The 22,204-nt window shown below is 37.3% G+C and carries 21 protein-coding genes; 15 read left to right on the top strand and 6 right to left on the bottom strand.

The genetic code is table 11. The annotated features are described in order from the left end of the window. Positions 1-10 precede the first annotated feature (10 nt). Together K319_RS0103625 and K319_RS0103630 are read left to right on the top strand one after the other, a co-directional pair. Complete coding sequence (locus tag K319_RS0103625) at positions 11-1,867, top strand: PAS domain-containing sensor histidine kinase (protein ID WP_034671321.1); 1,857 nt, start codon at positions 11-13, stop codon at positions 1,865-1,867. 10 nt (positions 1,868-1,877) lie between these two features. After that, the gene (locus K319_RS0103630) at positions 1,878-2,261 is read left to right on the top strand and encodes a response regulator transcription factor (protein ID WP_027382393.1); all 384 of its coding nucleotides are present in this window, start codon (positions 1,878-1,880) and stop codon (positions 2,259-2,261) included. 118 nt (positions 2,262-2,379) lie between these two features. Here the strand turns inward: K319_RS0103630 and pncA are convergent, their stop codons facing one another. Both pncA and pruA read right to left on the bottom strand, forming a co-directional pair. Next, on the bottom strand, positions 2,380-2,985 hold the full coding sequence (gene pncA / locus K319_RS0103635; RefSeq protein WP_027382394.1) for a bifunctional nicotinamidase/pyrazinamidase: 606 nt from the start codon (positions 2,983-2,985) through the stop codon (positions 2,380-2,382). 103 nt (positions 2,986-3,088) lie between these two features. Continuing rightward, the gene (gene pruA / locus K319_RS0103640; protein ID WP_027382395.1) at positions 3,089-4,714 is read right to left on the bottom strand and encodes an L-glutamate gamma-semialdehyde dehydrogenase; all 1,626 of its coding nucleotides are present in this window, start codon (positions 4,712-4,714) and stop codon (positions 3,089-3,091) included. A gap of 125 nt (positions 4,715-4,839) precedes the next feature. On the opposite strand from pruA, the gene K319_RS19745 reads away from it, so the two are divergent. Both K319_RS19745 and K319_RS0103650 read left to right on the top strand, forming a co-directional pair. Further along, the gene (locus K319_RS19745; RefSeq protein ID WP_051230402.1) at positions 4,840-5,730 is read left to right on the top strand and encodes a T9SS-dependent choice-of-anchor J family protein; all 891 of its coding nucleotides are present in this window, start codon (positions 4,840-4,842) and stop codon (positions 5,728-5,730) included. Between the two features lie 92 nt (positions 5,731-5,822). After that, positions 5,823-6,731: an AEC family transporter gene (locus K319_RS0103650; RefSeq protein ID WP_027382396.1), complete on the top strand. Its 909-nt coding sequence runs from the start codon at positions 5,823-5,825 to the stop codon at positions 6,729-6,731. Between the two features lie 171 nt (positions 6,732-6,902). On the opposite strand, the gene trhA is transcribed toward K319_RS0103650, so the two are convergent. Further along, positions 6,903-7,538 carry a PAQR family membrane homeostasis protein TrhA gene (trhA, locus tag K319_RS0103655; protein ID WP_027382397.1) on the bottom strand — a complete coding sequence of 212 codons (636 nt, stop codon included), beginning with the start codon at positions 7,536-7,538 and terminating at the stop codon, positions 6,903-6,905. 175 nt (positions 7,539-7,713) lie between these two features. On the opposite strand from trhA, the gene dacB reads away from it, so the two are divergent. Together dacB and K319_RS0103670 are read left to right on the top strand one after the other, a co-directional pair. Further along, on the top strand, positions 7,714-9,087 hold the full coding sequence (dacB, locus tag K319_RS0103665; RefSeq protein WP_027382398.1) for a D-alanyl-D-alanine carboxypeptidase/D-alanyl-D-alanine endopeptidase: 1,374 nt from the start codon (positions 7,714-7,716) through the stop codon (positions 9,085-9,087). A 250-nt stretch (positions 9,088-9,337) separates the two neighbouring features. Further along, complete coding sequence (locus K319_RS0103670) at positions 9,338-9,823, top strand: DNA-deoxyinosine glycosylase (RefSeq protein WP_027382399.1); 486 nt, start codon at positions 9,338-9,340, stop codon at positions 9,821-9,823. Between the two features lie 3 nt (positions 9,824-9,826). Here K319_RS0103670 and K319_RS0103675 read toward each other — a convergent pair whose 3' ends face one another. Continuing rightward, positions 9,827-10,552 (bottom strand): shikimate dehydrogenase family protein, encoded by a 726-nt coding sequence (locus K319_RS0103675; protein WP_027382400.1) that lies wholly within the window; start codon positions 10,550-10,552, stop codon positions 9,827-9,829. Between the two features lie 127 nt (positions 10,553-10,679). Here K319_RS0103675 and K319_RS0103685 point away from each other — a divergent pair, with 127 nt between their 5' ends. Then, complete coding sequence (locus tag K319_RS0103685; RefSeq protein ID WP_027382401.1) at positions 10,680-11,513, top strand: aldo/keto reductase; 834 nt, start codon at positions 10,680-10,682, stop codon at positions 11,511-11,513. Positions 11,514-11,665: 152 nt separating this feature from the next. Here K319_RS0103685 and K319_RS0103690 read toward each other — a convergent pair whose 3' ends face one another. After that, a complete protein-coding gene (locus K319_RS0103690) occupies positions 11,666-12,184 on the bottom strand; it encodes a DUF421 domain-containing protein (RefSeq protein ID WP_027382402.1) in 519 nt (172 codons plus the stop codon). Positions 12,185-12,320: 136 nt separating this feature from the next. Between K319_RS0103690 and K319_RS0103695 the strand changes: the two genes are divergently transcribed. The 5 genes from K319_RS0103695 (at position 12,321) to K319_RS21480 (ending at position 14,921) form a co-directional block, all read left to right on the top strand. After that, positions 12,321-13,307, top strand: a complete 987-nt coding sequence (locus K319_RS0103695; RefSeq protein WP_034671324.1) for a hypothetical protein — start codon at positions 12,321-12,323, stop codon at positions 13,305-13,307. 120 nt (positions 13,308-13,427) lie between these two features. After that, positions 13,428-13,976 (top strand): hypothetical protein, encoded by a 549-nt coding sequence (locus K319_RS0103700; RefSeq protein WP_156907037.1) that lies wholly within the window; start codon positions 13,428-13,430, stop codon positions 13,974-13,976. 119 nt (positions 13,977-14,095) lie between these two features. Continuing rightward, entirely contained in the window at positions 14,096-14,218 is a 123-nt protein-coding gene (locus K319_RS21835) for a hypothetical protein (RefSeq protein ID WP_262487808.1), read from the top strand. A 40-nt stretch (positions 14,219-14,258) separates the two neighbouring features. Then, complete coding sequence (locus K319_RS0103710) at positions 14,259-14,702, top strand: nuclear transport factor 2 family protein (RefSeq protein WP_027382405.1); 444 nt, start codon at positions 14,259-14,261, stop codon at positions 14,700-14,702. Positions 14,703-14,705: 3 nt separating this feature from the next. Then, entirely contained in the window at positions 14,706-14,921 is a 216-nt protein-coding gene (locus K319_RS21480) for a hypothetical protein (RefSeq protein WP_027382406.1), read from the top strand. 84 nt (positions 14,922-15,005) lie between these two features. Here the strand turns inward: K319_RS21480 and K319_RS0103720 are convergent, their stop codons facing one another. Then, entirely contained in the window at positions 15,006-16,169 is a 1,164-nt protein-coding gene (locus K319_RS0103720) for a proline dehydrogenase family protein (protein ID WP_027382407.1), read from the bottom strand. A 343-nt stretch (positions 16,170-16,512) separates the two neighbouring features. Between K319_RS0103720 and K319_RS20920 the strand changes: the two genes are divergently transcribed. The 3 genes from K319_RS20920 to K319_RS0103740 all read left to right on the top strand — a co-directional run bounded on the left by K319_RS20920 (position 16,513) and on the right by K319_RS0103740 (position 22,159). Beyond that, complete coding sequence (locus tag K319_RS20920) at positions 16,513-18,021, top strand: helix-turn-helix domain-containing protein (RefSeq protein WP_027382408.1); 1,509 nt, start codon at positions 16,513-16,515, stop codon at positions 18,019-18,021. A gap of 3 nt (positions 18,022-18,024) precedes the next feature. Next, complete coding sequence (locus K319_RS0103735; protein ID WP_027382409.1) at positions 18,025-19,164, top strand: tetratricopeptide repeat protein; 1,140 nt, start codon at positions 18,025-18,027, stop codon at positions 19,162-19,164. 109 nt (positions 19,165-19,273) lie between these two features. Then, complete coding sequence (locus K319_RS0103740) at positions 19,274-22,159, top strand: T9SS-dependent choice-of-anchor J family protein (protein WP_034671329.1); 2,886 nt, start codon at positions 19,274-19,276, stop codon at positions 22,157-22,159. Positions 22,160-22,204 lie beyond the last annotated feature (45 nt).

Here is a 22,204-nt window from a genome sequence, read left to right on the forward strand (position 1 = left end):
CTATTTCACAATGAAGAATTTCATCAAAACTAATATTTCGCAAGATTCTTTAGCCCTTTTGCTAGTTCAGGCTCCCGTAGCCTTGTCCATGTTAATTGGTGATGAATTTGTCATTCAGGTTGCCAATCCTCAGATGCTTCAATTATGGGGAAAACCTGCAGAGGTCATCGGTTCAAAACTAATAGATGCTTTGCCGGAACTCGAGGGGCAACCATTTATGGAGATCCTTTCGAATGTCAAGAAAACAGGAAATCCATATAAAGGTTACAAGCAACTGGCTTACATCGTAAGGAATGGAAACACAGAAGAATGTTATTTCGATTTCATTTTTGCACCGATCTATAATGATGATGAGACAGAGATCATCGGAATAAGTATTGTGGCAACCGAAGTTACCGAACAGGTTTTAGCTGAAAAAAAAGTTTCTGAAACTGAATATAAATTCGAAAATCTCATTAAGGAATCCGATTATGCTATTGCAATCTATAAAGGTGAAGATTTCATTATAGACCTGGCAAATGAAAAAATGTTGAAAACCTGGGGTAAAGATGACTCCATCATTGGAAAAAGAATAGAAGAAGGAATTCCTGAATTGATAGGACAATCTTTCATCGGGCTTCTCAAAAACGTCTATGAAACGGGAAAAACATATTCCGCAAAAGAAGACCGGGCAGACCTTGTGGTCGATGGTAAATTACAAACCTTTTATTATAATTTTTCTTATCAGCCCCTCAAAAATAACAAAGGAGAAGTTTATGCCATAGCCAATATTGCTGTAGATGTAACCGATGTGGTTCTGACAAAGAAAAGATTACAGGAAAATGAGGAAAGATATAAAAACCTCGCAGACAGTTTGCCAATCATCATATGGACCGCAGACAAAAACGGAAATATAGATTATTATAATAAGAAATGGTATGATTACACCGGATTTGAGGGTATAGATTCCAGAGAAAACGCCGCGAGCAAGCTCCTTCATCCCGATGATTATAAAAAGGCGATCAGTCTTTGGAAGACCAGTCAGAAAAACAAGCAAGGTTATGAAATCGAATATCAGTTTCGGAATCGGACAAAGGAAAACTCCTATGAATGGTTTCTGGGTCGTGCGGTCCCTATAAAAGATGAGAACGGCGAAGTGATCCAATGGATCGGAACCTGTACAGAGATCAACGAATTTAAACAATTTCAGCAACAAAAAGACAACTTCCTCGGCATTGCAAGTCATGAACTGAAAACGCCGCTCACAAGTCTCAAGCTCTATTCCCAGTTTCTGGAAAAGAATCTCCGAAAACAAGACGACAACAAAAACGCAGATGTTGCGATGAAAATGGATGAGCAAATCAATAAGCTCACAAGTCTTGTGAATGATCTGCTGGATGTCACAAAAATCCAGAACGGGAAAATTCTCCTTAATAGAAGCGAATTTGATTTTGATGAGCTTGTTCACGAAGTTGTTGAAGAACAACAAATGAATACCCGTCATAGAATTTATGTAGAGGCGGAACCGATTGGAACAATCACCGGCGACAAAAACAGGATCGCGCAAGTAATGACCAATCTCATAAGTAACGCAATAAAATATTCTCCCGACTCGGACAAGATACAAATCACTACGAGATTAACAGAAGAAGGCTGTGCCCATTTTGCCGTAAAAGATTATGGAATTGGAATCGCTGAGGACAAAAAAGACAAGGTTTTCGAGCAATATTACAGAGTCAGCGGAAGTAAAGAATATACGTTTCCAGGACTTGGTTTGGGATTATATATCTCATCCGAAATCATAAAAAGAAGTGGTGGCAGGATTTTTGTAAATTCTGTAGAAGGAAAAGGATCAGAGTTTTGTTTTGAGGTCCCTAAAATAAATTAACACTTAAAAAATGTCAAATTCAAAAAAAATATACGTTGTAGACGATAGCCCAGCCATTTTGGATTCAGTTAAAATGATGTTAAATATGGAAGGTTATGATGTTGATAATTATGAAAAAGGGTCAGAGATGTTCAACTCTCTTTCAATTTCTTCAAAACCAGACGTGATCCTGATGGATATGTGGCTGTCTGGTGAGGACGGACGTGACATCTGCAAAATGATAAAAGCACATCAGGATTTTAAAAATATCCCTGTCGTGATAATGTCTGCCAGCCGGGGCTTGGGCGACTCTGCCATAGAAAGCGGTGCGATAGATTTCATTCCCAAACCTTTTGACCTTGGAGAAATTGTAGAAAAAATAAGATACTATTCAAATAATAATTCTACTGAATAATTTTTTTTATCAGCTTAATCCACCATTAGTTTATCTTAAGGAAATCGAACTCGTGCTCTCAAGCTGGATCGTGTACAACTTATCAGTTTGAGAGGTGTCGATGATAAAAAAGTTTGATTTACGCTAAAATAGTAATTCCTTTCTCAGCCAGATCATAAATTGTATTTCTTGCACTGTCAGGTTTCACGTTCACCGCCTTTGTTCCGTTGAAATGAAGACAAGTGATGAATCCAGCATTGAAGGCATCGATTGCTGTAAATTTCACACAATAATCCAATGCCAATCCAACAATCTCAACCAACTGGATATCGTGGTACTTCAGGAAATCTTCTAATCCGGTTTTCAAAAAATGATTGTTGTCCTGAAAACCGCTGTAACTGTCGATTTCCACATTTTTTCCTTTTTGGATGATATGCGTGACTTTATCACGATTCAAATCTTTATGAAATTCTGCCCCGAAAGTTCCCTGGACACAATGGTCAGGCCACATAAACTGAGGAATGCCATTTAGAGAGATCGTTTCGCCAACATTTTTTCCATTGTTGGAAGCAAAACTTTTATGGTTTGCAGGATGCCAGTCCTGAGTTAAAACGATTTGGTCATATTCATTTTCTTCCATCAGAAGATTAATATAAGGAATGATGCTGTTAGCTTCCGGAACGGCCAAAGCGCCACCTTCACAAAAATCATTTTGAACATCAACTATAATGAGTGCTTTTTTCATTGTCTGAGATTTGGGTTATGAAATACAAATGTCATTCTGAAAGAATCTTACCAATCATGATTTTCTTCTCTCGGAATGACATATTGACATTAAGATCCAGGATTTAACCTAAATATGGATATTTGTAATCTTTTGGAGAGACAAAAGTTTCCTTGATACTTCTCACAGAAACCCAACGCAGGAGATTCATTTTAGAACCTGCTTTGTCATTGGTTCCGGATGCTCTGGAACCGCCGAAAGGCTGCTGGCCCACAACTGCCCCGGTTGGTTTGTCATTGATATAGAAGTTTCCGGAAGCATTTTCCAAAGCCTTGTAAGCTTCTTCGATCGCATATCTGTCCTGTGCGAAAATAGAACCTGTCAAAGAATACTGCGTAGAAGTATCAACCAGTTTCAACGTGTCTTCCCAATTTTCGTCCTCATAAACGTAAACGGTCAAGATCGGGCCGAAGATTTCGTCAACAATACTTTCGTAATAAGGATTGATGGTTTCGATAACTGTTGGATGTACGAACCAGCCTTTCTTATCATCGTATTTTCCACCGATGATGACATTCGCATCGTTCGAAGCTTCAGCTCTGTCGATATAACCTTTACATTTCTCGAAAGAATTTTTATCGATAACAGCATTCACGAAGTTGGAAGGATCTTCAGGAGAACCTATTTTGATGGTTTTCATCTGAGCTTCCATCACCGCCTTCACTTCATTCCAAAGAGATTTAGGAATATAAGCTCTGGACGCAGCAGAACATTTTTGACCCTGATATTCAAAAGCACCTCTTACCAGACCTGTTGCAACAGCTTCAACATTAGCTGATGGATGAACCATCACGAAGTCTTTCCCACCAGTTTCACCAACGATCCTTGGATAAGATCTATAGTTATGGATATTGTCACCGATCATTTTCCACATGCCTTGAAAAACCTTTGTAGAACCTGTGAAATGAAGACCAGCAAAATCTTTGTGGGCCAACACTTTCTCAGCCGTTTGTTTCCCATCCGTGAAAATCATATTGATGACACCATCCGGCAGTCCGGCTTCTCTCAGAACATCCATGATCACTTTTGCTGAATAAACCTGCTTATCGGAAGGTTTCCACACTACAACATTCCCCATCATTGCCATACAAGCAGGCAGGTTTCCGGAGATTGCCGTGAAGTTGAATGGCGTCACCGCAAAGCAGAATCCTTCAAGCGGTCTGTATTCTACACGGTTCCAGATCCCCTTGTCAGAAACCGGCTGTTCAGCATACATTTGCGTCATGAATTCTACATTGAAACGTAAGAAATCTATGAGTTCACAAGCCGAATCGATCTCCGCCTGATGAACATTCTTGGATTGCCCGATCATCGTCGCAGCATTGATAACATCCCTGTAAGGCCCGGCTAGAAGTTCAGCAGCTTTCAGGAAAATCGACGCTCTGTGTTCCCATCCAAGTGCATTCCATTTTGCTTTTGCAGCAAGAGCAGCTTCTATGGCCTGGTCAACGTGAGACATATCGCCTTCGTAATAGAAACCAAAATCGTGCTGATGGTCCTGTGGTGAACTTAGTTTTATTTTTTTGTCTGTTTTTACTTCTTTTCCACCGATCACCATTGGTATCTCGGTTTTTTCCTTCCACATTTTCTTGTACGTGGCAATCAGGCTTTTTACCTCTTCAGAATTAGGAATGTAAGATTTTACCGGTTCATTTATAACAGCTGGAACCTTGGAAATCGCTTTAGACATAATTTTAATTTTAGATTTTTACAAATTTACAATCAAAAAAAATAACAAATAAATTATGTTTTTATTTGTTTATTTTGTTTTTTTAACATAAATTTGATAGAGTTAATAAAACAAAATAAATAATTATGACGAAAAATTTACTTTTTATTGCGAGTTTGGCATTTGCAATGACTAATGCTCAAACAACTGTTATTTCTGAAAACTTTGATACTTTCTCAGCTTTATCTGGGCAAGGTTGGACAGCCCTTAATAAAAGTAATCCTCTTGGAAGTACTACAACTGGGGTATGGAGACAAGGACCTGCGGATCACATTGGTCCACAAAGTGGAGATGATACATCTTATGCATTTTGTAACTATAGCAGTGCTACAGGAACAGGAACCATTAGTAACTGGCTTATTACACCTGTAGTTAATCTTAGAAATGGAGATGTCATCTCTTTTTATACTATGAGCGGGGGAGAACCAGGTACTTATCCGGACAGGTTGGAATTAAGGCTAAGTACTGCTGCAACAACAACATTGCCAAGTGGAACGGGAGCTTCAGGGGCTACTAACTTAGGTTCTTTTACAACACTTGCGCTTACTGTTAATGCTGACTTAACAGCTACAGGTTATCCTTTTTCATATACTAAATATGATTATACGGTATCTGGTTTAACAGGTGACGTTGCGTCAAGAATTGCATTTAGATATTATGTTACTGGAGGAGGAACAACTGGGGATTTTTCAGATAATATAGGTGTTGATACATTCTCTGTGACTAGACCTGTAATGGCTGTTTCAGATTTGAGCAAATCTAAACTATCTGTTTATCCAAATCCAACATCTGATTATTTAAAAATTAATTCTTCCGAAAAAGTTCTTACTGCAGAAGTTTTTGATGTTACAGGAAAAAATATCCCTGTTAAATATGATGGAACATCTCTAGACGTTAGATCTTTACCAAAAGGAGCTTATTTGGTTAAGCTTAAATTTGGTGCAGAAGTTAATGTTCAAAAGTTCATTAAAGAATAATTTTATAAACAAAAAAAGCCCCCTTAAAATTAAGGGGGCTTTTTTTGTTTATAAAAATGTACTTATCTAATTTTACACAGTAAAATGAAGTAATGATAAATTTTGTATTGATCGTAGTTTGCGTAGTTGCAGGAATGATTTTCAAATCAACAAAAACCATTCATCCCGATGCGCACAAAGGCATCAATACCTGGCTTCTCTATATTGCCTTGCCCGCAGTTTCTTTCAAATATCTTCCCAAAGTAGAATGGTCATGGGAAATGCTTTTTCCAATTTTGAGCACGGTTCTGACAGCGATTGGCGGCTGGGCTTTTATGTTGCTTTACAGTCGAATAAAAAACTATTCGGCTAGGTCAAGAAGTACAATGGAGCTGGCAAGCGGTTATAGTAACACCTCTTTTATCGGATTTCCTTTGATAACTGCTTTTTACGGAGAAAAATATCTGAGTATTGCTATCATCTGTGACCAGACGATGTTCCTGATGCTCTCTACAATGGGAATTATCGCAGCATTGAGAGGTGGCAGTAAAAGCGGAAAAGTAGATTCCAAATTCATTCTTAAAAGACTTTTTACATTTCCTCCGTTTATAGGATGTATCAGTGCATTGATCTTGTCGCAGTTCATCGATCTTCATTTTGCAGAACCAATGTTTGACAAACTGGCTTCGACAGTTGCTCCTTTGGCTTTGTTCTCCGTGGGGTTGCAATTGAAATTCAATGGTTGGAGAAAGCTGATTCCACAGATTTCCACATCGATGCTTTACAAATTGATTTTGACACCAATAATGGTTTTGATACTGGCGGTCGTTTTCGGGGTCAAGGGTGATATCGCAAAAATCAGTATTTTCGAATCAGCAATGCCAACGGTAATCACGGCAAGCATCATTGCGGAACAGTACCGACTGAATACAAAGCTTATCAATCTGATTATCGGGATCAGCATCCTTGTTGGTTTTGTGACAACAGGGATCTGGTTTGAGATCATTGAGTTCTTATTCTAGGTTTTTGTCGCAAAGTTTTTTAAGAATGAAGTTGCTTTTTAAGAAGGTAGAATAAACAATTTGATTTTAAAAGCGGATTCTTTAGCTTGAATTTAAAAACCACAAAAGTCACAAAAGAAAATAGGCAACTGTATCTTTTGTGACTTTTGTGGTTTAATATTTTTAGTTCTTTTACGGCAGAATAAAAAAGAAAACTGCGCAGAAATGCATGATGCTGCCGCCTAAAACAAACAAATGCCAAATGGGATGATAAAAAGGTTTCCGGTCTTTGGCGTAGAAATAGATTCCGAAAGTGTAGCACAAGCCTCCCAGTATGATGAAAGTTAATGCACCCGCAGAAAGGTTTTCTATCATTGGTTTGATAGCGATGATCGCAGTCCAGCCCATAATGGCGTAGAGCGATAACGAGATCTTTTCATTGTATCTCAGAGGGGAGAATTTGAAAATAAAGCCGATGATCGCCAGTCCCCAGATCACGCCGAACATCGTCCAGCCCCAGATGCCCTTCAGCCCGAGTAATGCAATAGGGGTATAAGTCCCGGCAATCAAGATGTAAATACTGAGATGGTCTATTCTCTGGCAGATCTTTTTCCATTTCAGTTTGTAAACAGCGTGATAGATGGTTGAAGCAGAATAAAGCGTTATCAAACTCAATCCAAAAACCAGAGAACAGACAATGGCGATCGTGCTGTCGCTAATGGCAGAATAAATGATCATCAGTATCAAAGCCACCACAGACAGGGCCGCTCCAAAACCGTGCGTGATAACGTTGTAGAATTCTTCCTTTTTTCGGTTCTTCTTCGGCATTTTTATAATTTCTATCAAAATTAGTTAATTCAAATTTTTAGATAATTGTCCAATTTCAGATTTAACATAATTTTATATTTAAAATAATATTTGGTTTGAAATTTATTGAACATATAATGAAACGTCTTAGGTTGATATTCATTTTAAAAATCCTTAGTTTTGATGAAAAATAAGAATGAAAATTTTTCTCATTGTTCCCATACTGATATCTCAAATCGTTTTCTCACAGTCTGTGTCAGAAAATCTGGACAAATCTGTGAAAGAAATGTTATCAACTTCTAATGCCTTATCAGCCAATCTTTCTTTCTATGTTTCGGACGAAAATGGAAACTTGGTTTATGAATATAATGGAAACAAAGGTCTTTCTACGGCAAGTACACAGAAGATTTTCACATCAGCAGCGGCTTTGGAAACTTTGGGAAAGAATTATCAATTCAAAACGACCGCTTCATATTCCGGGAAGATATCTAATGGAACTTTGGATGGTGATTTTTACATCACTTCCAATGGCGACCCGACTTTGGGAAGCTGGCGTTGGGAAAATTATAAGCCGGAAAACTTCAAACAACAATTATTAGAAGCTATCAAGAAATCGGGAATCAAGAAAATATCGGGCAGCCTGATCGTTGATGATTCATATTTCGATTTCCAAAGTACGCCTGGCGGTTGGCCTTGGAACGATTTGGGGAATTATTACGGAGCAGGAACTTTTGGCGTGAACTGGAGGGAGAATCAATTTGATATTAATATTAATGGAAACCAATTCAAGAGTTTTTCCTATGGTTTGGATAATGTCAGTTGGATCAATGAATTGAAAACTGGAGGGAATTCTGACCAGAGTCTAATTTTCACAGCCCCACATTCGGAAACTGCAATGATCAACGGAACTTTACCTGCAGGAAAAGTATCTATAGTTTCCGGAGCGACCCCCAATCCACCAATGCAATTGGCCGTCGAAATCCAAAAACTTTTAGGAGAAAACGGAATTTCCATTTCAGGTAAAACAACAACTTATTACAATGAGAAATTGGCTGGAAAGTCCTTTTCAAAAGCATCAACACAGAATCAAATTTTCGAATATAAATCGCCAACGCTGGACAAAATCGTTTATTGGTTCTTGAGGAAAAGTATCAATCTTTACGGAGAAACGCTGATCAAAACAATGGCAAAAGAGAAACGAAATAACCCAAGCTTTGAGACTGGTGTAGATTTTCTCAAAGATTTCTGGAAATCAAAAGGTATCAATCCGATGATGATCAATTTCGCCGATGGAAGCGGGCTTTCACCACAGAATTACGTTTCGGCGAAAGCACAGGTGCAGGCTTTGTTGTATGCGAAAAAACAAAGTTGGTTCGATGCCTTCTTTGAGGGTTTCCCAACTCAGAACGGAATCAAAATGAAAAGCGGAACCATCAAAGACAGCAAATCTTTTGCGGGTTATCAAACCTCCAAAAACGGAAAGAATTATGTGTTTTCCATTATTCTTAATAATTATCAGGGTGGAAGTATCAGTAATGCTTTGTTTAAGATTTTGGATAATTTGAAGTAAACAATAAAATGTTGAAACACTTCGACACCGCTCAGTGTGACATCTTATCTGTTTTGTCAGTCTGAGGTTCTCGAAGACATTCAAATAAAATATTAGAATTTTAATGCAAAGGCACAAAAGGCTAATATCTATAATGCTTTTCAAGGCACAAAGATTTTAACTTCGTTAAAATTTTAAAATCGAAGATTTTATTTTTGCGACTTTTACTAAATTAATTTTAAATATTTTTGCGACTTTGCGATAAAACAAAATGAACAGAATCAATTCTTTTCCGCCAATTGTAGATGAACACTCAGAAATTCTGATTCTCGGTTCGGTTCCGGGTGTGAAATCTTTGGAAATGCAGCAATATTATGCACATCCTCAAAATCAGTTCTGGAAATTGATGTTTTATCTTTTTGATACAGAATTTTCGACCGATTATAATACAAGATTAGAATTACTGAAAACGAATAAAGTCGCACTTTGGGATGTTATAGAAAGCTGTGAAAGAAAAGGTAGCCTGGATACAGAGATCAAAGATGAAATTGATAACAATATCCTTGAATTAATAGAGAATCATCCTAACATCAAAACGATCTTCTGTAACGGGCAAAAGTCTTACAAAAACCTCCTGAAGATTCTTGGCAAGAATTTCGAAATTCCGATTCTTGTTTTGCCTTCTACAAGTCCGCTTCATACGGTGAAGTTTGAGGAGAAATTAGAAAGTTGGAAAGTGATCAAAGATTACTTATAAAAGTTAACTCCTCCAGATCTCCCAAGCCTTCTCCGCCTGCTGTTCCAGCATATAAAATCCATTAAGCGTTGTCGCTCCTTTTTCTGCAGATTTTCTGAGGAAAACTGTTTCTGAAGGATTGTAGATCAAATCGATGACGTAATGTTTATCGGTAATTGCATCAAACGGAAAAGGTACAGAATCATCTACATTTGGGAAAGTGCCAACCGGTGTTGTCTGGATGATCAATAATGAATCTTTTACCAATTCTTCCGGGAGATTGTCAAAATTGATCTCAGATTTTCTAGAAACCGTAGTGTGTTCGATATTATGTTTGTCTAAGATATATTTGACAGCTTTTGCAGCTCCTCCGTCACCAAGGATCAAAGCTTTTTTATGATGCTCTTTTTTATTGATAAGCAAAGTCTTTTCAAATCCGAAAGCATCTGTATTATAACCGATTTTCTTTCCGTTTTGAAAACTTACGCAATTGACGGCGCCGATCTGTAAAGCTTCCTCGCTTAGTTCATCAAGAAACGGAATGATAGCTTGTTTGTAAGGAATGGTGACATTCATTCCGATAAGATTGGGATTTTCTAAGAAAGACGTAACATTTTCGATTTCAGAGATGTCAAAGAAATTATATGAATGGTTTTTTAGAAATAATTTTTTGAATTTTTCCTCGAAATATTTTTTTGAAAATGAGTAAGAGATATTCTTCCCAAGTAATCCGAATTCCTGTTTTTCCATACTCCAAATTTAGGAAATATCAATACAAAATTCATCATAATTTTTTGATTCTTGCATTAGCTGAATTATTTTTGAAACCGATTTCGATGGCGTAATTTTGGCTTTTGAAAATCAAAAATATTTTAAAATGAAAAATGTTATTCTCAATAACGGAACAGAAATCCCAGAAATAGGTTTTGGAACCTGGCAAACGACAGAAGGTGTTCAGAAAACTGTAAAAATTGCTTTGGATGCTGGATATACACATATTGATACGGCTGATATCTACGGAAACGAAGCAGAAATAGGAGAAGCGATCGAAGGATCCGGAATTGCAAGAAAAGACCTGTATCTCACAACCAAGATCTGGAATAGCAACAGAAGCACGCAGGGTGTTAAACGATCAGTCGAACAATCGCTTAAAAAACTGAAAACCGATTATTTGGACTTATTGTTAATTCATTGGCCAGCGAATGAAAAACAGTTCGAAAACTGGAAAGAAATCAATGCGGAAACATGGAAAGCAATGGAAGAACTTTACAGATCCGGTGTTGTTAAAACAATTGGTGTAAGCAATTTTATGCTGCCACAGATCAAAGCTTTGCTGGAAACGGCGGAAGTGATCCCGGCTGTTAATCAGATAGAATTTCATCCGGGCTATGTTCAGCAGACGGTTGTTGATTATTGTAAAGAAAAGGGAATTGCGATAGAAGCTTGGAGTCCGATCGGTTCCGGAAGATTGTTGAAAGATGAAGACCTAAAAGACATTGCTGATAAATATGATGTCTCTCCAGCAATTCTTTGTATCCAGTTTTGTTTGCAGTCGGGTGTTATTGCTTTACCAAAATCAGAAAATCCTACCAATATCTATAATAACTTACATTTTGAAAGATTCAAGATATCCGAAAGTGATATGAAGTCCCTTAAAACTTTGGAGGAAACCGGCTTTTCCGGCTTGAATCCGGAAACAGTTGACTTCTAGACTCATTAAAAAAATAGAGATCCGTTTTAAAAATTTAAAGCGGATCTTTTTACAAGCAATTTCAATTTTTTTTTTAAAAGATATATTGGAATTATAAACATACCTTCTCAATTAGAGCGTCAAATTGGGGTCGAAGCATTTTCATCATACAATTATTGATTCCTAAACTTCCGTTTCATTTTGGTTTTATGTCTGGAATAGTGCGTTTGTTCCGTATTATTATCGGTTGATATCACACTGATATTTCCGTCCACTTCCAGAATTGCCAGCTTCACATCAGACACTTTTTCGATGCCGTGTTCGTGAACGGCCTCCTCCAGTTCGTCTTCAGAGATTTGAACTTTTCTGAGGACTTCAGAATACACTACTCCATCTTTTACTAAAATATAAGGATGGTCTTCTATCAATTCTTTGATCTTCTGGTTTTTGAAAATAAATTTCTTCACGACAAAATTCGCTACAAATAAAACCAAAGCGGCTACAAGTCCGCCTTGTAAACTGCTGTTGGAGCCGACCATCGCATTTTGAACGGCATTACTTATCAAAAGCAGAAGAATCACATCACCAGCATTGAGCTGTGATAACTGATTTTTACCAAAAACACGCACAGCGATGACCATAAAAAAGTAAACCGCCAGCGAGCGAACAACAATATCAAGAATTGGATCCAAAATCTGAAAAAATTTTTAAAATAAAGATAGATAGTTTTCCGGATATTATTAAAGTATATTTTGCATATTTTTTGTACAGCAAAAGCTTTGTGAAAAACAAAAATATTTTAAACTATATTTGGGATAAAACTATATGATGAAAAAGCAATTTTTACTATTCTCTGTACTATTATGCTTTTTAGCTTGTAAAAAAGGAGTGAAAAAAGTCGTAACGGTGAATAAACAAGAAATTACTGTTGATACAACTTCTGCTGAAAAAAAAGATCTTTCCGATTTTCGAATCTTCGATCTGTATTCTATTGAAAACGCTGGTAAATATAACATATTTGTTTCGATGTCTGATATCTATAATGATTCTTTGGCAATTCCCGAAGACATTATTCACAATCAAAAAACCAAGACATTTGCCGAACTGAAGCATTTTGAACTGACTGGGACTTACCGCGAAAAATTACTAAAAGGAACTTCTCTTTCGGAAACGGACACATTGTTTCTTTACAATTACAAAGATGCCAAATTACAGAAATTCCCAATCCGTGATCTGAAGTCTGTTGCCAATTTGAATCTTTACACAAGCGAAGGTGAAGAAATTTCCAGTTACGATTATATGATCGGCTTCGAGCTGAATGAACCTGAGAGTTCTGGACTATCTGTAATGGATAAAACAAATAACAGTCTGGTCCATTTTGGAAAGGAAAGTCCGTTTTCTGGTGAGAAAGTAGTTCCGATCCATTGGGAGAAAACAAGTCGTGATGAATTTCCCTTGTCGTTCAAAAACGAAAAGAATCTAGAAAATACTTATCTGGCAAAATTTCAAAATCTGACTTATTATCTTCAGGACCATAAAGGCGAGTATGGAATTTCCAAAAGACAATTAGCCGTTGTGAAAGACAATAAAGTTATTTTCGAAAAGACCTACACGACAGCTGAAGGCGCAGAATTCAGTCCTTTAAATTTCATCAATAATAACGAATACAACGATTGGCAATGGACAGGAAGATTGTTCAAAAATAAACCGCTTGTTGTTTTTGGTTTTGTGTCAGAATCTTTCGGTTGCCCATCGATTACTTTTTTAGACAGCTCTTATCCCGATATTTATACTAATTGTGATAACAGGCATTAATTAGATTTTGAATCAAACAATTATGATTAAAAATATATTTGCAACTACTCTATTAAAAATTTTACGAAAATGAGATTTTATGTGTCCCAAAATTGTTTTATCTTTTTATTAGTATTCCTTATGAATATTACTCTACATTCTCAAGTGAAAACCGACTACTACAACAAGATGGTATATAAAATCTATGGTGACCTGAACAAAGATAATCTTGATGATATGGTGGTTGTAAAAGAAAATAATAACGACAAACATAATCCTTACTTACTGGAAATATTCTTTCAAAATAAAAACGGAAGTTATCAAAATGTGTTTTCTTCAACCAAAGCCGTGATGGAGAAATTTCCTTATGGTGATGCAAGAACAGAAGCTGTATTGGAAGATCTGCAAATCAAAAATGGTGTTCTGATATTCAGAAATCAACTACTGAAAGGGAATTTTGTGCACAAATTCAGATATCAAAATGGTGATTTCGAATTGATCGGTTACACTTTTAATAATGCAAGTGCAGGCTATATCGAACACATAGATTACAATCTTTCAACTGGCGATAAAACCGAGAAACACACGGCTTACGAAACGGATAAGGTTTTGAAACTCACCAAGACAAAAAACAAGTTGTCTGTACTTCCTAAACTGAAAGATTTTTCGCCCCTCGAATTCAGTTATTAATATAAATCAGCAATGAACAATCAATCAAACCGTTATCATTTCTGATGGCCATTGTCAGCTGCCACAAATCAGTCACTTGACTATGAATGTAATGAAAGGCGAACTGATTTAGGAAAACAATGGAAGATGAAATGCCTTCTACAGAGAGACCTTTCATCTCAAAACAGAAAATCAATCTTGAGCATGCTTCTTCTGACGCTTTGATCAAAGATACTTATGAGGCCATTGATACAGAAAGCTAGCGCAATCTTTATTATCTTTGATTCAAATATTAAAGTAACTATGATAAAGAAATTATTTTTAACATTCAGCTTTCTTGCTGTATCAATGCTATTTGCACAAAAAAACAACGATCAACAAGCCGTTGCCGAAGCATCTGAAAAACTAAGATCAGCTATGATCAGTGGCGACAAAGCCATTTTAGAATCTTTAATTCTTCCGGAATTGACTTACGGACATTCAGGTGGTCATATTGATGATGCAAAAGAGTTTGTAGAAAAACTGGTCAGTAAGAAATCTAATTTCCTGACCATTGAAAATACCAATCAATCGATTCAAATCGTAGATAAAACCGCGATTGTCCGCAATCATTTGTATGCAACAACTCACGATTTGGGCAAAGAACCCGGAGAAGTGAGTCTGGATATTTTGTATGTTTGGCAGAAAACTAAAAGTGGCTGGAAATTGTTGGCCAGGCAGGCTGTGAAGGCGGAGAAGAAGAAATAAAATATGACTAAACTTAATGTAAAACATTATCTTGATATTTATACTTTAAGAAAAAAGATGCAAGATGAAGGAATTACAAATCCTCGTGAAGAAATTAAAGAATTTACAATCAAGTTTATCGAAAAGCTGAAAAGCATGGATTTGGATGATGAGATTATTTTAGAAGATAATTCTTTCTTTGATAGTTCCCGAAACTTAATAATGAAAATTCCTGATTAAGATAAACTATAATAATAGAAAATCCGCCTCACAGCGGATCTTTTATTTTTAAGATTGTAAAATATCTAATATCTAAAATCTAAATTATTTTCTTCTCTTCAATTCCTTGCTGATCAAACCCAATTCCCGTCCAGTTTGTCCGGCAACAGAAGTATTCTCCTGCGCACGTCTCGTGAGATACGGAACAACATCTTTTACAGGTCCATAAGGAAGATATTTCGCTACATTGTAATGCTGATCAGCCAAATAATAAGTAATGTTATCACTCATCCCATAAAGCTGTCCAAAATAAATATGTGGATTGTCGTGTTCCAGACCTTTCGCTTTCATTTTGTCCATCACCAATTCGGAAGATTTCTCGTTATGTGTTCCGAAGAATGCAGAAACTTTGTCCAGGTTAGCCATCACAAAATCTATTCCGACATTGTAATTATCATCGGTTGCTTGTTTGCTTGGTTGGATTGGATTCGGGTAATTCATTGCTTTGGCACGGTCGGCTTCTTTTTCCATATAAGCGCCACGAACAAGCTTATAACCAATGAAATAGCCTTTTTCTCTCGCTCTTTCAAGATGAGCATTCATATATTCCAGACGACCGGTTCTGTACATTTGGATGGTGTTCCAGACGATGGCTTTTTCCTTGTTGTATTTCTCCATCATTTCCTCACAAAGCTGGTCAGCCGCATCCTGCATCCAGGTTTCCTCGGCATCGACCATCACTTTTTTGTCGCTCTCGAAACAAAGTTTACACACTTCGTCAAAACGCTGCACTACTCTATTCCACTCTTCTTTCTGACTGGTTGTCAATTCTTTTCCTTTACCGACTTCCTCATAGATATCGATTCTGCCAAAAGCCGTCGGTTTGAAAACAATGAACGGAATCGCCGGATTCCCGACGGAAAACCGGACAATATCTTTGATCTCTTTACAAACCGCATCAAAAACTTCTTCCTCTTCCTTTCCCTCAATCGAATAATCGAAAATACTTCCAACACCACGTTTGAACATCTGTTTCACCACTTTCATGCTTTCTTCACGCGTTTCGCCACCACAAAACTGCTCGAACAAAGTCTGCTTCACGATTCCGTCCACAAACGGAAAATTGTTCCTAACTGTAAAATTGAGAAGAGAAACGCCAATATTGGTCAATGCAGGCTGTTCAATCGCCTTGAACATCCAATAGGCCTTTTTGAGCTGAGCATCCGTTTTATCGGCAAATGCGAGCTTTGTATCATTGAAAATACTCATATCAGGAATTTGTCCCAAAAGTAAATATTATTTCGATTTTAAGATAAATTTTAAAGCTAAATTTTATCATCTTATTATTTAAAAAGCTACAATTTGCCCGGACAAAATATTTTCGAAAATTTAAAGACAGGATTTAAAAATTACAGAAAATCAGCCTTATAACCATAATTGATGAGAATTAACAAAAATATCATGCGGATACTATCGGGAATTGGCATTTCTGACCTTATATTTGTAAATTATATTCTTTGCAGCAATGAGATTGAGGAATGCGTTTTTGGAAAAAAAGATTCTATATACCAACAAGTTTATTGTTCTGCTTACGTTGACTTGTAGCATTTGCATGTTCTCCCAAAAAAAATCAGAAAACGAAGACATCTACAAAAATGCACTGGGAAATCTGTACTCGCATCCCGAAAAGACCATTACAATTTCCGAATATCTTTCCATCAATGCAGGTTCCGATGAAGAACATTCCAAAGCTTTGAATCTAAAAGCTGAAGCTCAAATCTTGCAGGGAAATTACATTGTTGCGCTAAACGCACTTTTAGAATCCCTTCATTTAAATTCTGTTAATGATGATTCTATCGAGTTGCTGCGCACCAATCTTATCTTGGGTGACCTTTACAGAAAATTGGGGGTAATTCCCAAAGCAGAGGAAAGACTGAACCTGATTGAAAAAAAATTCGATAACAATTTTACTGATATCCCTAAAAAAACCAGTTTGTATATTGATTTTCTGACGACAAAATCCATATTGCTCTGCGAACAAAAAAAGTATCTTAAAGCTATAGAAGTTATTGATGATGCGCTTCTTAGAAAATTTTCAAGCCGGTTTCCCTATCAAGTCTCCAGATCATATGATCAATTAGCGAAAGCATATGGTATGGATCAGCAGTGGGACAGACCTCTGCAATATGCTGAAAAGGCCTTGCAGCTTTCCAAAAGATCAGGTCTGGAAGAAAATTTTATGGCTTATGCGGAATTAGATGTTGCAAAAGCGAATTTCATTAAAAAAAATAAACAGCAATATCTCATAGAGATTCCAAGACTTCTGATCTTGTCAGAAAAAGTCAATGATATCGTCCTAAAGAAGAACATTCATCAGTTTTTGGCGGAGTTCTACTTGTCAGAAGGCAACAATACCAAGTATCAACTTCATAATCTGAAATATCTTGAACTGAATGAATCCATCACTTCGGCCCAGCAAAAAGCGAGCGACCTGATACTTTCGCTCACTGAAAGTGATTTTAAAACAAAAGATCAGCGGAGATATAAGACCAATCACATTTTGATCTGGGTGATCGGGTTTGCTTTTCTTGTATTGGGTTTTGTATTCTGGTTCAGATTCAGGACAAGACAAAATTATAATTATTATAAAGAGTACATCAGCAAGCTGAAAAAGACGCAGAAAGAAGAAGAGATCATGATTCCAGGCAAAGAAGACGTTGAAGAGATGTCCAAAACGCCACAGCTTATCCCGGAAAAAACCGAACAGATCTTATTGGAAAAACTTCTTGCTTTCGAAGATGGAAAAGATTTCACAAAAAAAAGTCTCACACTCCACTCTCTTGCAAAAGAGCTTGACACCAATACAAGATATCTTTCGGAAATTGTCAATAAGCATAAACAAAAAAATTTCAATTCCTACATCAATGAGTTGAGAATCAATTACATCATTAACAAACTCCGCAACGAACCATCTTTTCTAAATTACAAGATCAGCTACCTTGCCGAGGAAAGCGGATTTTCTTCGCATACTTCTTTTTCAACCGTGTTTAAAACCGTAACAGGCATCTCACCTAAAGAGTTCATCAGCTTTATCAAAAAAGAGCTTTCCATAGCCAACTGAATCATGAAAATCCTTATTCAGAAAATAAAAAATGTATTAATCGCCCTGTGTGTTCTTTTTATAATCAATTCACAGACTTTTTCTGCACAAAATAAAAATGAACCTCATCTGGATTCTTTGTTCCTCCTCATGAACTCGAATCCGGAAAAGGTGATCCGGCAGGGAAAAGAACTCTATAAAAAATACAAAGGAAATCCAAAAATGGAAATTTCTATCCTTACGATCATTGGCAGCAGCTATTCCGTGAAAAAGGATTATGAAAAAGCCATAGAATATGCCTTTAAAACAAGAGAGATCTCGCAGAAAATAAATGATTATCCAACGCAGATCCAGGTTGCAGGATTCATCGGCGAAAAATACCATAATCTCAATATCTACAGCAAAGCAAAATACTATGCGGATGAAGCTTATGAACTGATAGAGAAACATCCTCTACCCGACTCGTTGAAGTTCTACAAAGGCAACATTCTTTTCTTAAAAGCTTTGATCTACCGAGACGAGTTAGGCTGTGACTTTGCCAAGACCTATTATGAAAAAGCACTGGAAGTTTACATACCGGCACTCAAAAACCGGGACATGCTCCGTTTTTCCATAGCAGATATCTATAACGAGATCGGGGGATGCTTTTTGGAGCAGGATCAATTAGAAGCTGCGAGAGAATCCTTTGAAAAATCACTGCAATATGCCATCAATGGAAACTATGCTCTTCTGAACGCAGAAAGCCTGGCAGGCTTAGGCAGAATCAATTTTCTGCAAAAAGATTATGGAAAGGCGAAAAAAGAATTTGACAAGGCAATCCTGATTTTAAAATCCAACAAAGTAGAGAATGCCAACCCAGAAGTCTATAAGTATATTTCCGAAAATTATTATGCATTAAACGATATTGAAAATCATACCTTCTATCTGAACCTTTACAAGCAGAAAACCAATACCGATATTAATGCGAAAAAGAAATCCGTAAACAAAATTATTGTAAAACAAACGGCTGAGGAAAATTCTGAAAATAACAACACTGCCAAATATTGGATCATCATCGTTCTTTGTATTCTGATCGTTTTGGTGATCTATCAAATAGTACAGACGAAAATCAAGATCAGAAAACTGAAAAAACAGATCCCCGAAGATAATAATCATTCTTCCTGATCATATATTCTCAAAGTTCTTTAAAAAACAGTGAATATTTCTTCATTTTTAAAGTATAAAAATAGGAATTATAAGGCTCTCGTTCTATGTTTGTTGCAAAATGAATTATATGAACAAAGCATTAACTTTTTTTTCTTTGTTGAGTTTTCTATTTACTTTCGGACAGACGGATCCGGTATCGCTACCGTATTCCAATAGCTTCGAAACAGAAACTGAACAAAATTACTGGTACAACATCAACACAGGAGCAGGCAATCCCTGGGCTATTACAGACGAAACCAGTACCGTCTATGCGCCTTCTCAAGGCCAATACTATGCACGTGTCCAGAGTGATTACGAAAATGGAGGGTCAGCCTGGCTCATCACAAAAGGTATTAAAATTGAAGCAGGACACAAAATTGCATTGGATTTTGATTACCGATCCAGTCTGAATACCCTTTTTCCGGTTAAATTAAAAGTGGTTCTGAAGCAGCAGCCCATTCCTGTTCTGGAAAACTCTACAGAATTATGGGTAAACGAAGAGATCCAGGTCAATACGTATCAAAACGCACACACAACTTTTGAAGTTCCTCAAAACGGTACTTATTATGTGGGCTTCTATTTTTATCCTGATCCGAATCTGGGATATTTAAGTCTGGATAATATCAATCTATACGAAGAATTATGTCCAAAACCAACAAATGTAAAAGCGGTTCCGGGACAGACAACGGCAAATATATCTTGGCAAAGTGCTTCAACTCCGGATGCAGGATTTGAGTATGTGATCAAGACGCCGGGAACAGGTATTCCTACCGAGCCAGGAACTCCGGCACAAGGTCTTTCTACAATTGCTGAAGGTTTGCAGCCGAACACTCAATATGAGTTGTATGTAAGATCTGTGTGCACCTCAGGTTCACTGTATGGAAACTGGTCCAGCCCTGTCGTTTTCAAAACCTATCCAGCCACAACGGCTGTTCCTGTAAATCTGCCTTATAATGAGAGTTTCGAAGGAGATAGCCACTGGACACTTCTTGAACCGCCAGTTGGAAAACCTTGGGTAAAAGGTGATTTTAACTCAGGTCCCGGAGGATTGTATGGCCCTTCTGACGGAAACAATTATTTGATGCACGATGACAGCGAAAATATTTCAGACGCCTGGGTGATCTCCAGAGGAATTAATCTTCCGGCAGGCAAGGAAATCACTTTGCAATTCGACTACAGATCCAGTCAGGATGAATATTATCCTCAAAAAATGAAAGTAGTTGTGAGCAAAGATCCGTTCCCTTCTGCAAACGCCATGCAGATCTGGAATAATGATTTTATCCAAAGCACTACTTACAACACTGCTAATGTAACATTCACTGTTCCGGATAACGGCGTTTATTATCTAGGATATCAAGCCTATTCTGACGCAAACTATGGCTATCTGATGTTTGACAATGTAAAAGTTTCTGACAAAGATTCTTCTCCCTGCGAATATATCCTTCGTCTCAAAGATTCAGAGGGAGACGGCTGGAACTACAATACGATGAGTCTATTTGTCAATGGTGACCCTGTATTTCCGGACATAACATTACCAATTGGTGATGTATTGGATTTCCCTTTCAAAATAAATTCCGGTGATGCTATTACTGCTGTCTGGAACGGAGGTAGCCATAGCGGATGGCAAACCAGTTATGAGATCCTGGATTCTAATGGTAATGTTGTAGGAAGCGCAAGCGAGCAAAACATCAGTACGCCAATAATTGCTTCCTGCCCGAACTGTGCAAAACCATCCAATTTAAAAGCCAATTACGGACAAACAACTGTAGACCTGACTTGGGATTTCCTTACACAACCGGCAAATGGATACCAATACGTAATACAGCCTGCCGGCACCGGCACGCCATCTTCCGGAACAGCTGTTGGTAACACAGAGGTTCATGTAGAAGGTTTGTCTACGGAAACAGTTTACGAAGCTTATGTAAGAGCTAATTGTGGGGAGGAAACCTTCAGTTCATGGGCAGGACCTGTTTACTTCACTACCCTGCCAAATCCTGGATCTGCGGTTAACCTGCCTTATAATTACGGATTTGAAACGGAAGATGAGTGGATCACACAATCCATATCGAGAAACAACCAATGGATGATCGATTCGGCATATCCTGCTGAAGGACAATCTCATGCAATTCAAAATTTCAATTATTATTTTGATGCCAATTCCTGGTATTTCTCCAGAGGTTTGAATCTACAGGGCGGAAAGGAAATCCTTATCAAATTCAAATACAGATCTATAGGAGACAACGTTCCAATGAGTTTGAGCATTGCTAATAAAGCTTATGCATATGTACAAAAAGAGAATGTGATCTGGAGCAAAAATGTAAGCGGTTCTAAGTACGAAGAAGCCATTATATCTTTCACACCAAATTCTTCCGGGGTTTACTATTTAGGATTCAACTCATTGGCGGCAAAAGGAACAGGAGCATTGATAGATGACGTTCAGGTTTATATGGTTGGTCTGCCAGATCCACCAGAATGTGATTATACTTGCCCGGGAAATATGACAGTTTATACAAATCCAGGTAATATCGGCGCTGTAGCTAATTACAATTTGAATTTTGCTTGTGAAGGCGCTTCCACGGGAGTCTTTTCAGTATTGACAGAAGGATTGCCTTCAGGCGCAATTTTCCCTGTTGGAGAAACAACGGTCAAACACAACCTGATTTTCAACGGACAGGTGATTGATACCTGCAGTTTTGTTGTAACGGTTGAAGAGAAGCTTGGAACAGCAGATAATACGAAAGATAACGGGCTTCAGTATTACCCAAATCCTGTTGTCGATAACCTGACGGTAAAAATGAATGGTGATACTATCGAGAATTTTGCGATATACAATTTTGCAGGAAGTATCGTTAAATCTGAACAACCTAAAGCAAAAACAGCCAATATCGATATGAGAAATTTACCTTCCGGCGTTTATATTGTGAATATCAAAACAGCTTCCAATGTAAAATCATTCAAGGTGATCAAAAAATAAGAAAGAACTAATAACCATAAAAATAAACCCCAACTGAATTGTAGT

The organism is Epilithonimonas caeni DSM 17710 (assembly GCF_000426465.1).
Classification (GTDB): Bacteria; Bacteroidota; Bacteroidia; order Flavobacteriales; family Weeksellaceae; genus Epilithonimonas; species Epilithonimonas caeni.

Coding starts and splice junctions, on each gene's coding strand:
- K319_RS21480 (WP_027382406.1), top strand. CDS start 14,706: ATGACTAAACTTAATGTAAAACATTATCTTGATATTTATACTTTAAGA.
- K319_RS0103740 (WP_034671329.1), top strand. CDS start 19,274: ATGAACAAAGCATTAACTTTTTTTTCTTTGTTGAGTTTTCTATTTACT.
- K319_RS0103650 (WP_027382396.1), top strand. CDS start 5,823: ATGATAAATTTTGTATTGATCGTAGTTTGCGTAGTTGCAGGAATGATT.
- K319_RS20920 (WP_027382408.1), top strand. CDS start 16,513: ATGTTCTCCCAAAAAAAATCAGAAAACGAAGACATCTACAAAAATGCA.
- dacB (WP_027382398.1), top strand. CDS start 7,714: ATGAAAATTTTTCTCATTGTTCCCATACTGATATCTCAAATCGTTTTC.
- K319_RS19745 (WP_051230402.1), top strand. CDS start 4,840: ATGACGAAAAATTTACTTTTTATTGCGAGTTTGGCATTTGCAATGACT.
- K319_RS0103695 (WP_034671324.1), top strand. CDS start 12,321: ATGAAAAAGCAATTTTTACTATTCTCTGTACTATTATGCTTTTTAGCT.
- K319_RS0103735 (WP_027382409.1), top strand. CDS start 18,025: ATGAAAATCCTTATTCAGAAAATAAAAAATGTATTAATCGCCCTGTGT.
- K319_RS0103625 (WP_034671321.1), top strand. CDS start 11: ATGAAGAATTTCATCAAAACTAATATTTCGCAAGATTCTTTAGCCCTT.
- K319_RS0103710 (WP_027382405.1), top strand. CDS start 14,259: ATGATAAAGAAATTATTTTTAACATTCAGCTTTCTTGCTGTATCAATG.
- K319_RS0103670 (WP_027382399.1), top strand. CDS start 9,338: ATGAACAGAATCAATTCTTTTCCGCCAATTGTAGATGAACACTCAGAA.
- pruA (WP_027382395.1), bottom strand. CDS start 4,714: ATGTCTAAAGCGATTTCCAAGGTTCCAGCTGTTATAAATGAACCGGTA.
- K319_RS0103700 (WP_156907037.1), top strand. CDS start 13,428: ATGAATATTACTCTACATTCTCAAGTGAAAACCGACTACTACAACAAG.
- pncA (WP_027382394.1), bottom strand. CDS start 2,985: ATGAAAAAAGCACTCATTATAGTTGATGTTCAAAATGATTTTTGTGAA.
- K319_RS21835 (WP_262487808.1), top strand. CDS start 14,096: ATGGAAGATGAAATGCCTTCTACAGAGAGACCTTTCATCTCAAAACAG.
- K319_RS0103720 (WP_027382407.1), bottom strand. CDS start 16,169: ATGAGTATTTTCAATGATACAAAGCTCGCATTTGCCGATAAAACGGAT.
- K319_RS0103630 (WP_027382393.1), top strand. CDS start 1,878: ATGTCAAATTCAAAAAAAATATACGTTGTAGACGATAGCCCAGCCATT.
- K319_RS0103675 (WP_027382400.1), bottom strand. CDS start 10,552: ATGGAAAAACAGGAATTCGGATTACTTGGGAAGAATATCTCTTACTCA.
- K319_RS0103685 (WP_027382401.1), top strand. CDS start 10,680: ATGAAAAATGTTATTCTCAATAACGGAACAGAAATCCCAGAAATAGGT.
- trhA (WP_027382397.1), bottom strand. CDS start 7,538: ATGCCGAAGAAGAACCGAAAAAAGGAAGAATTCTACAACGTTATCACG.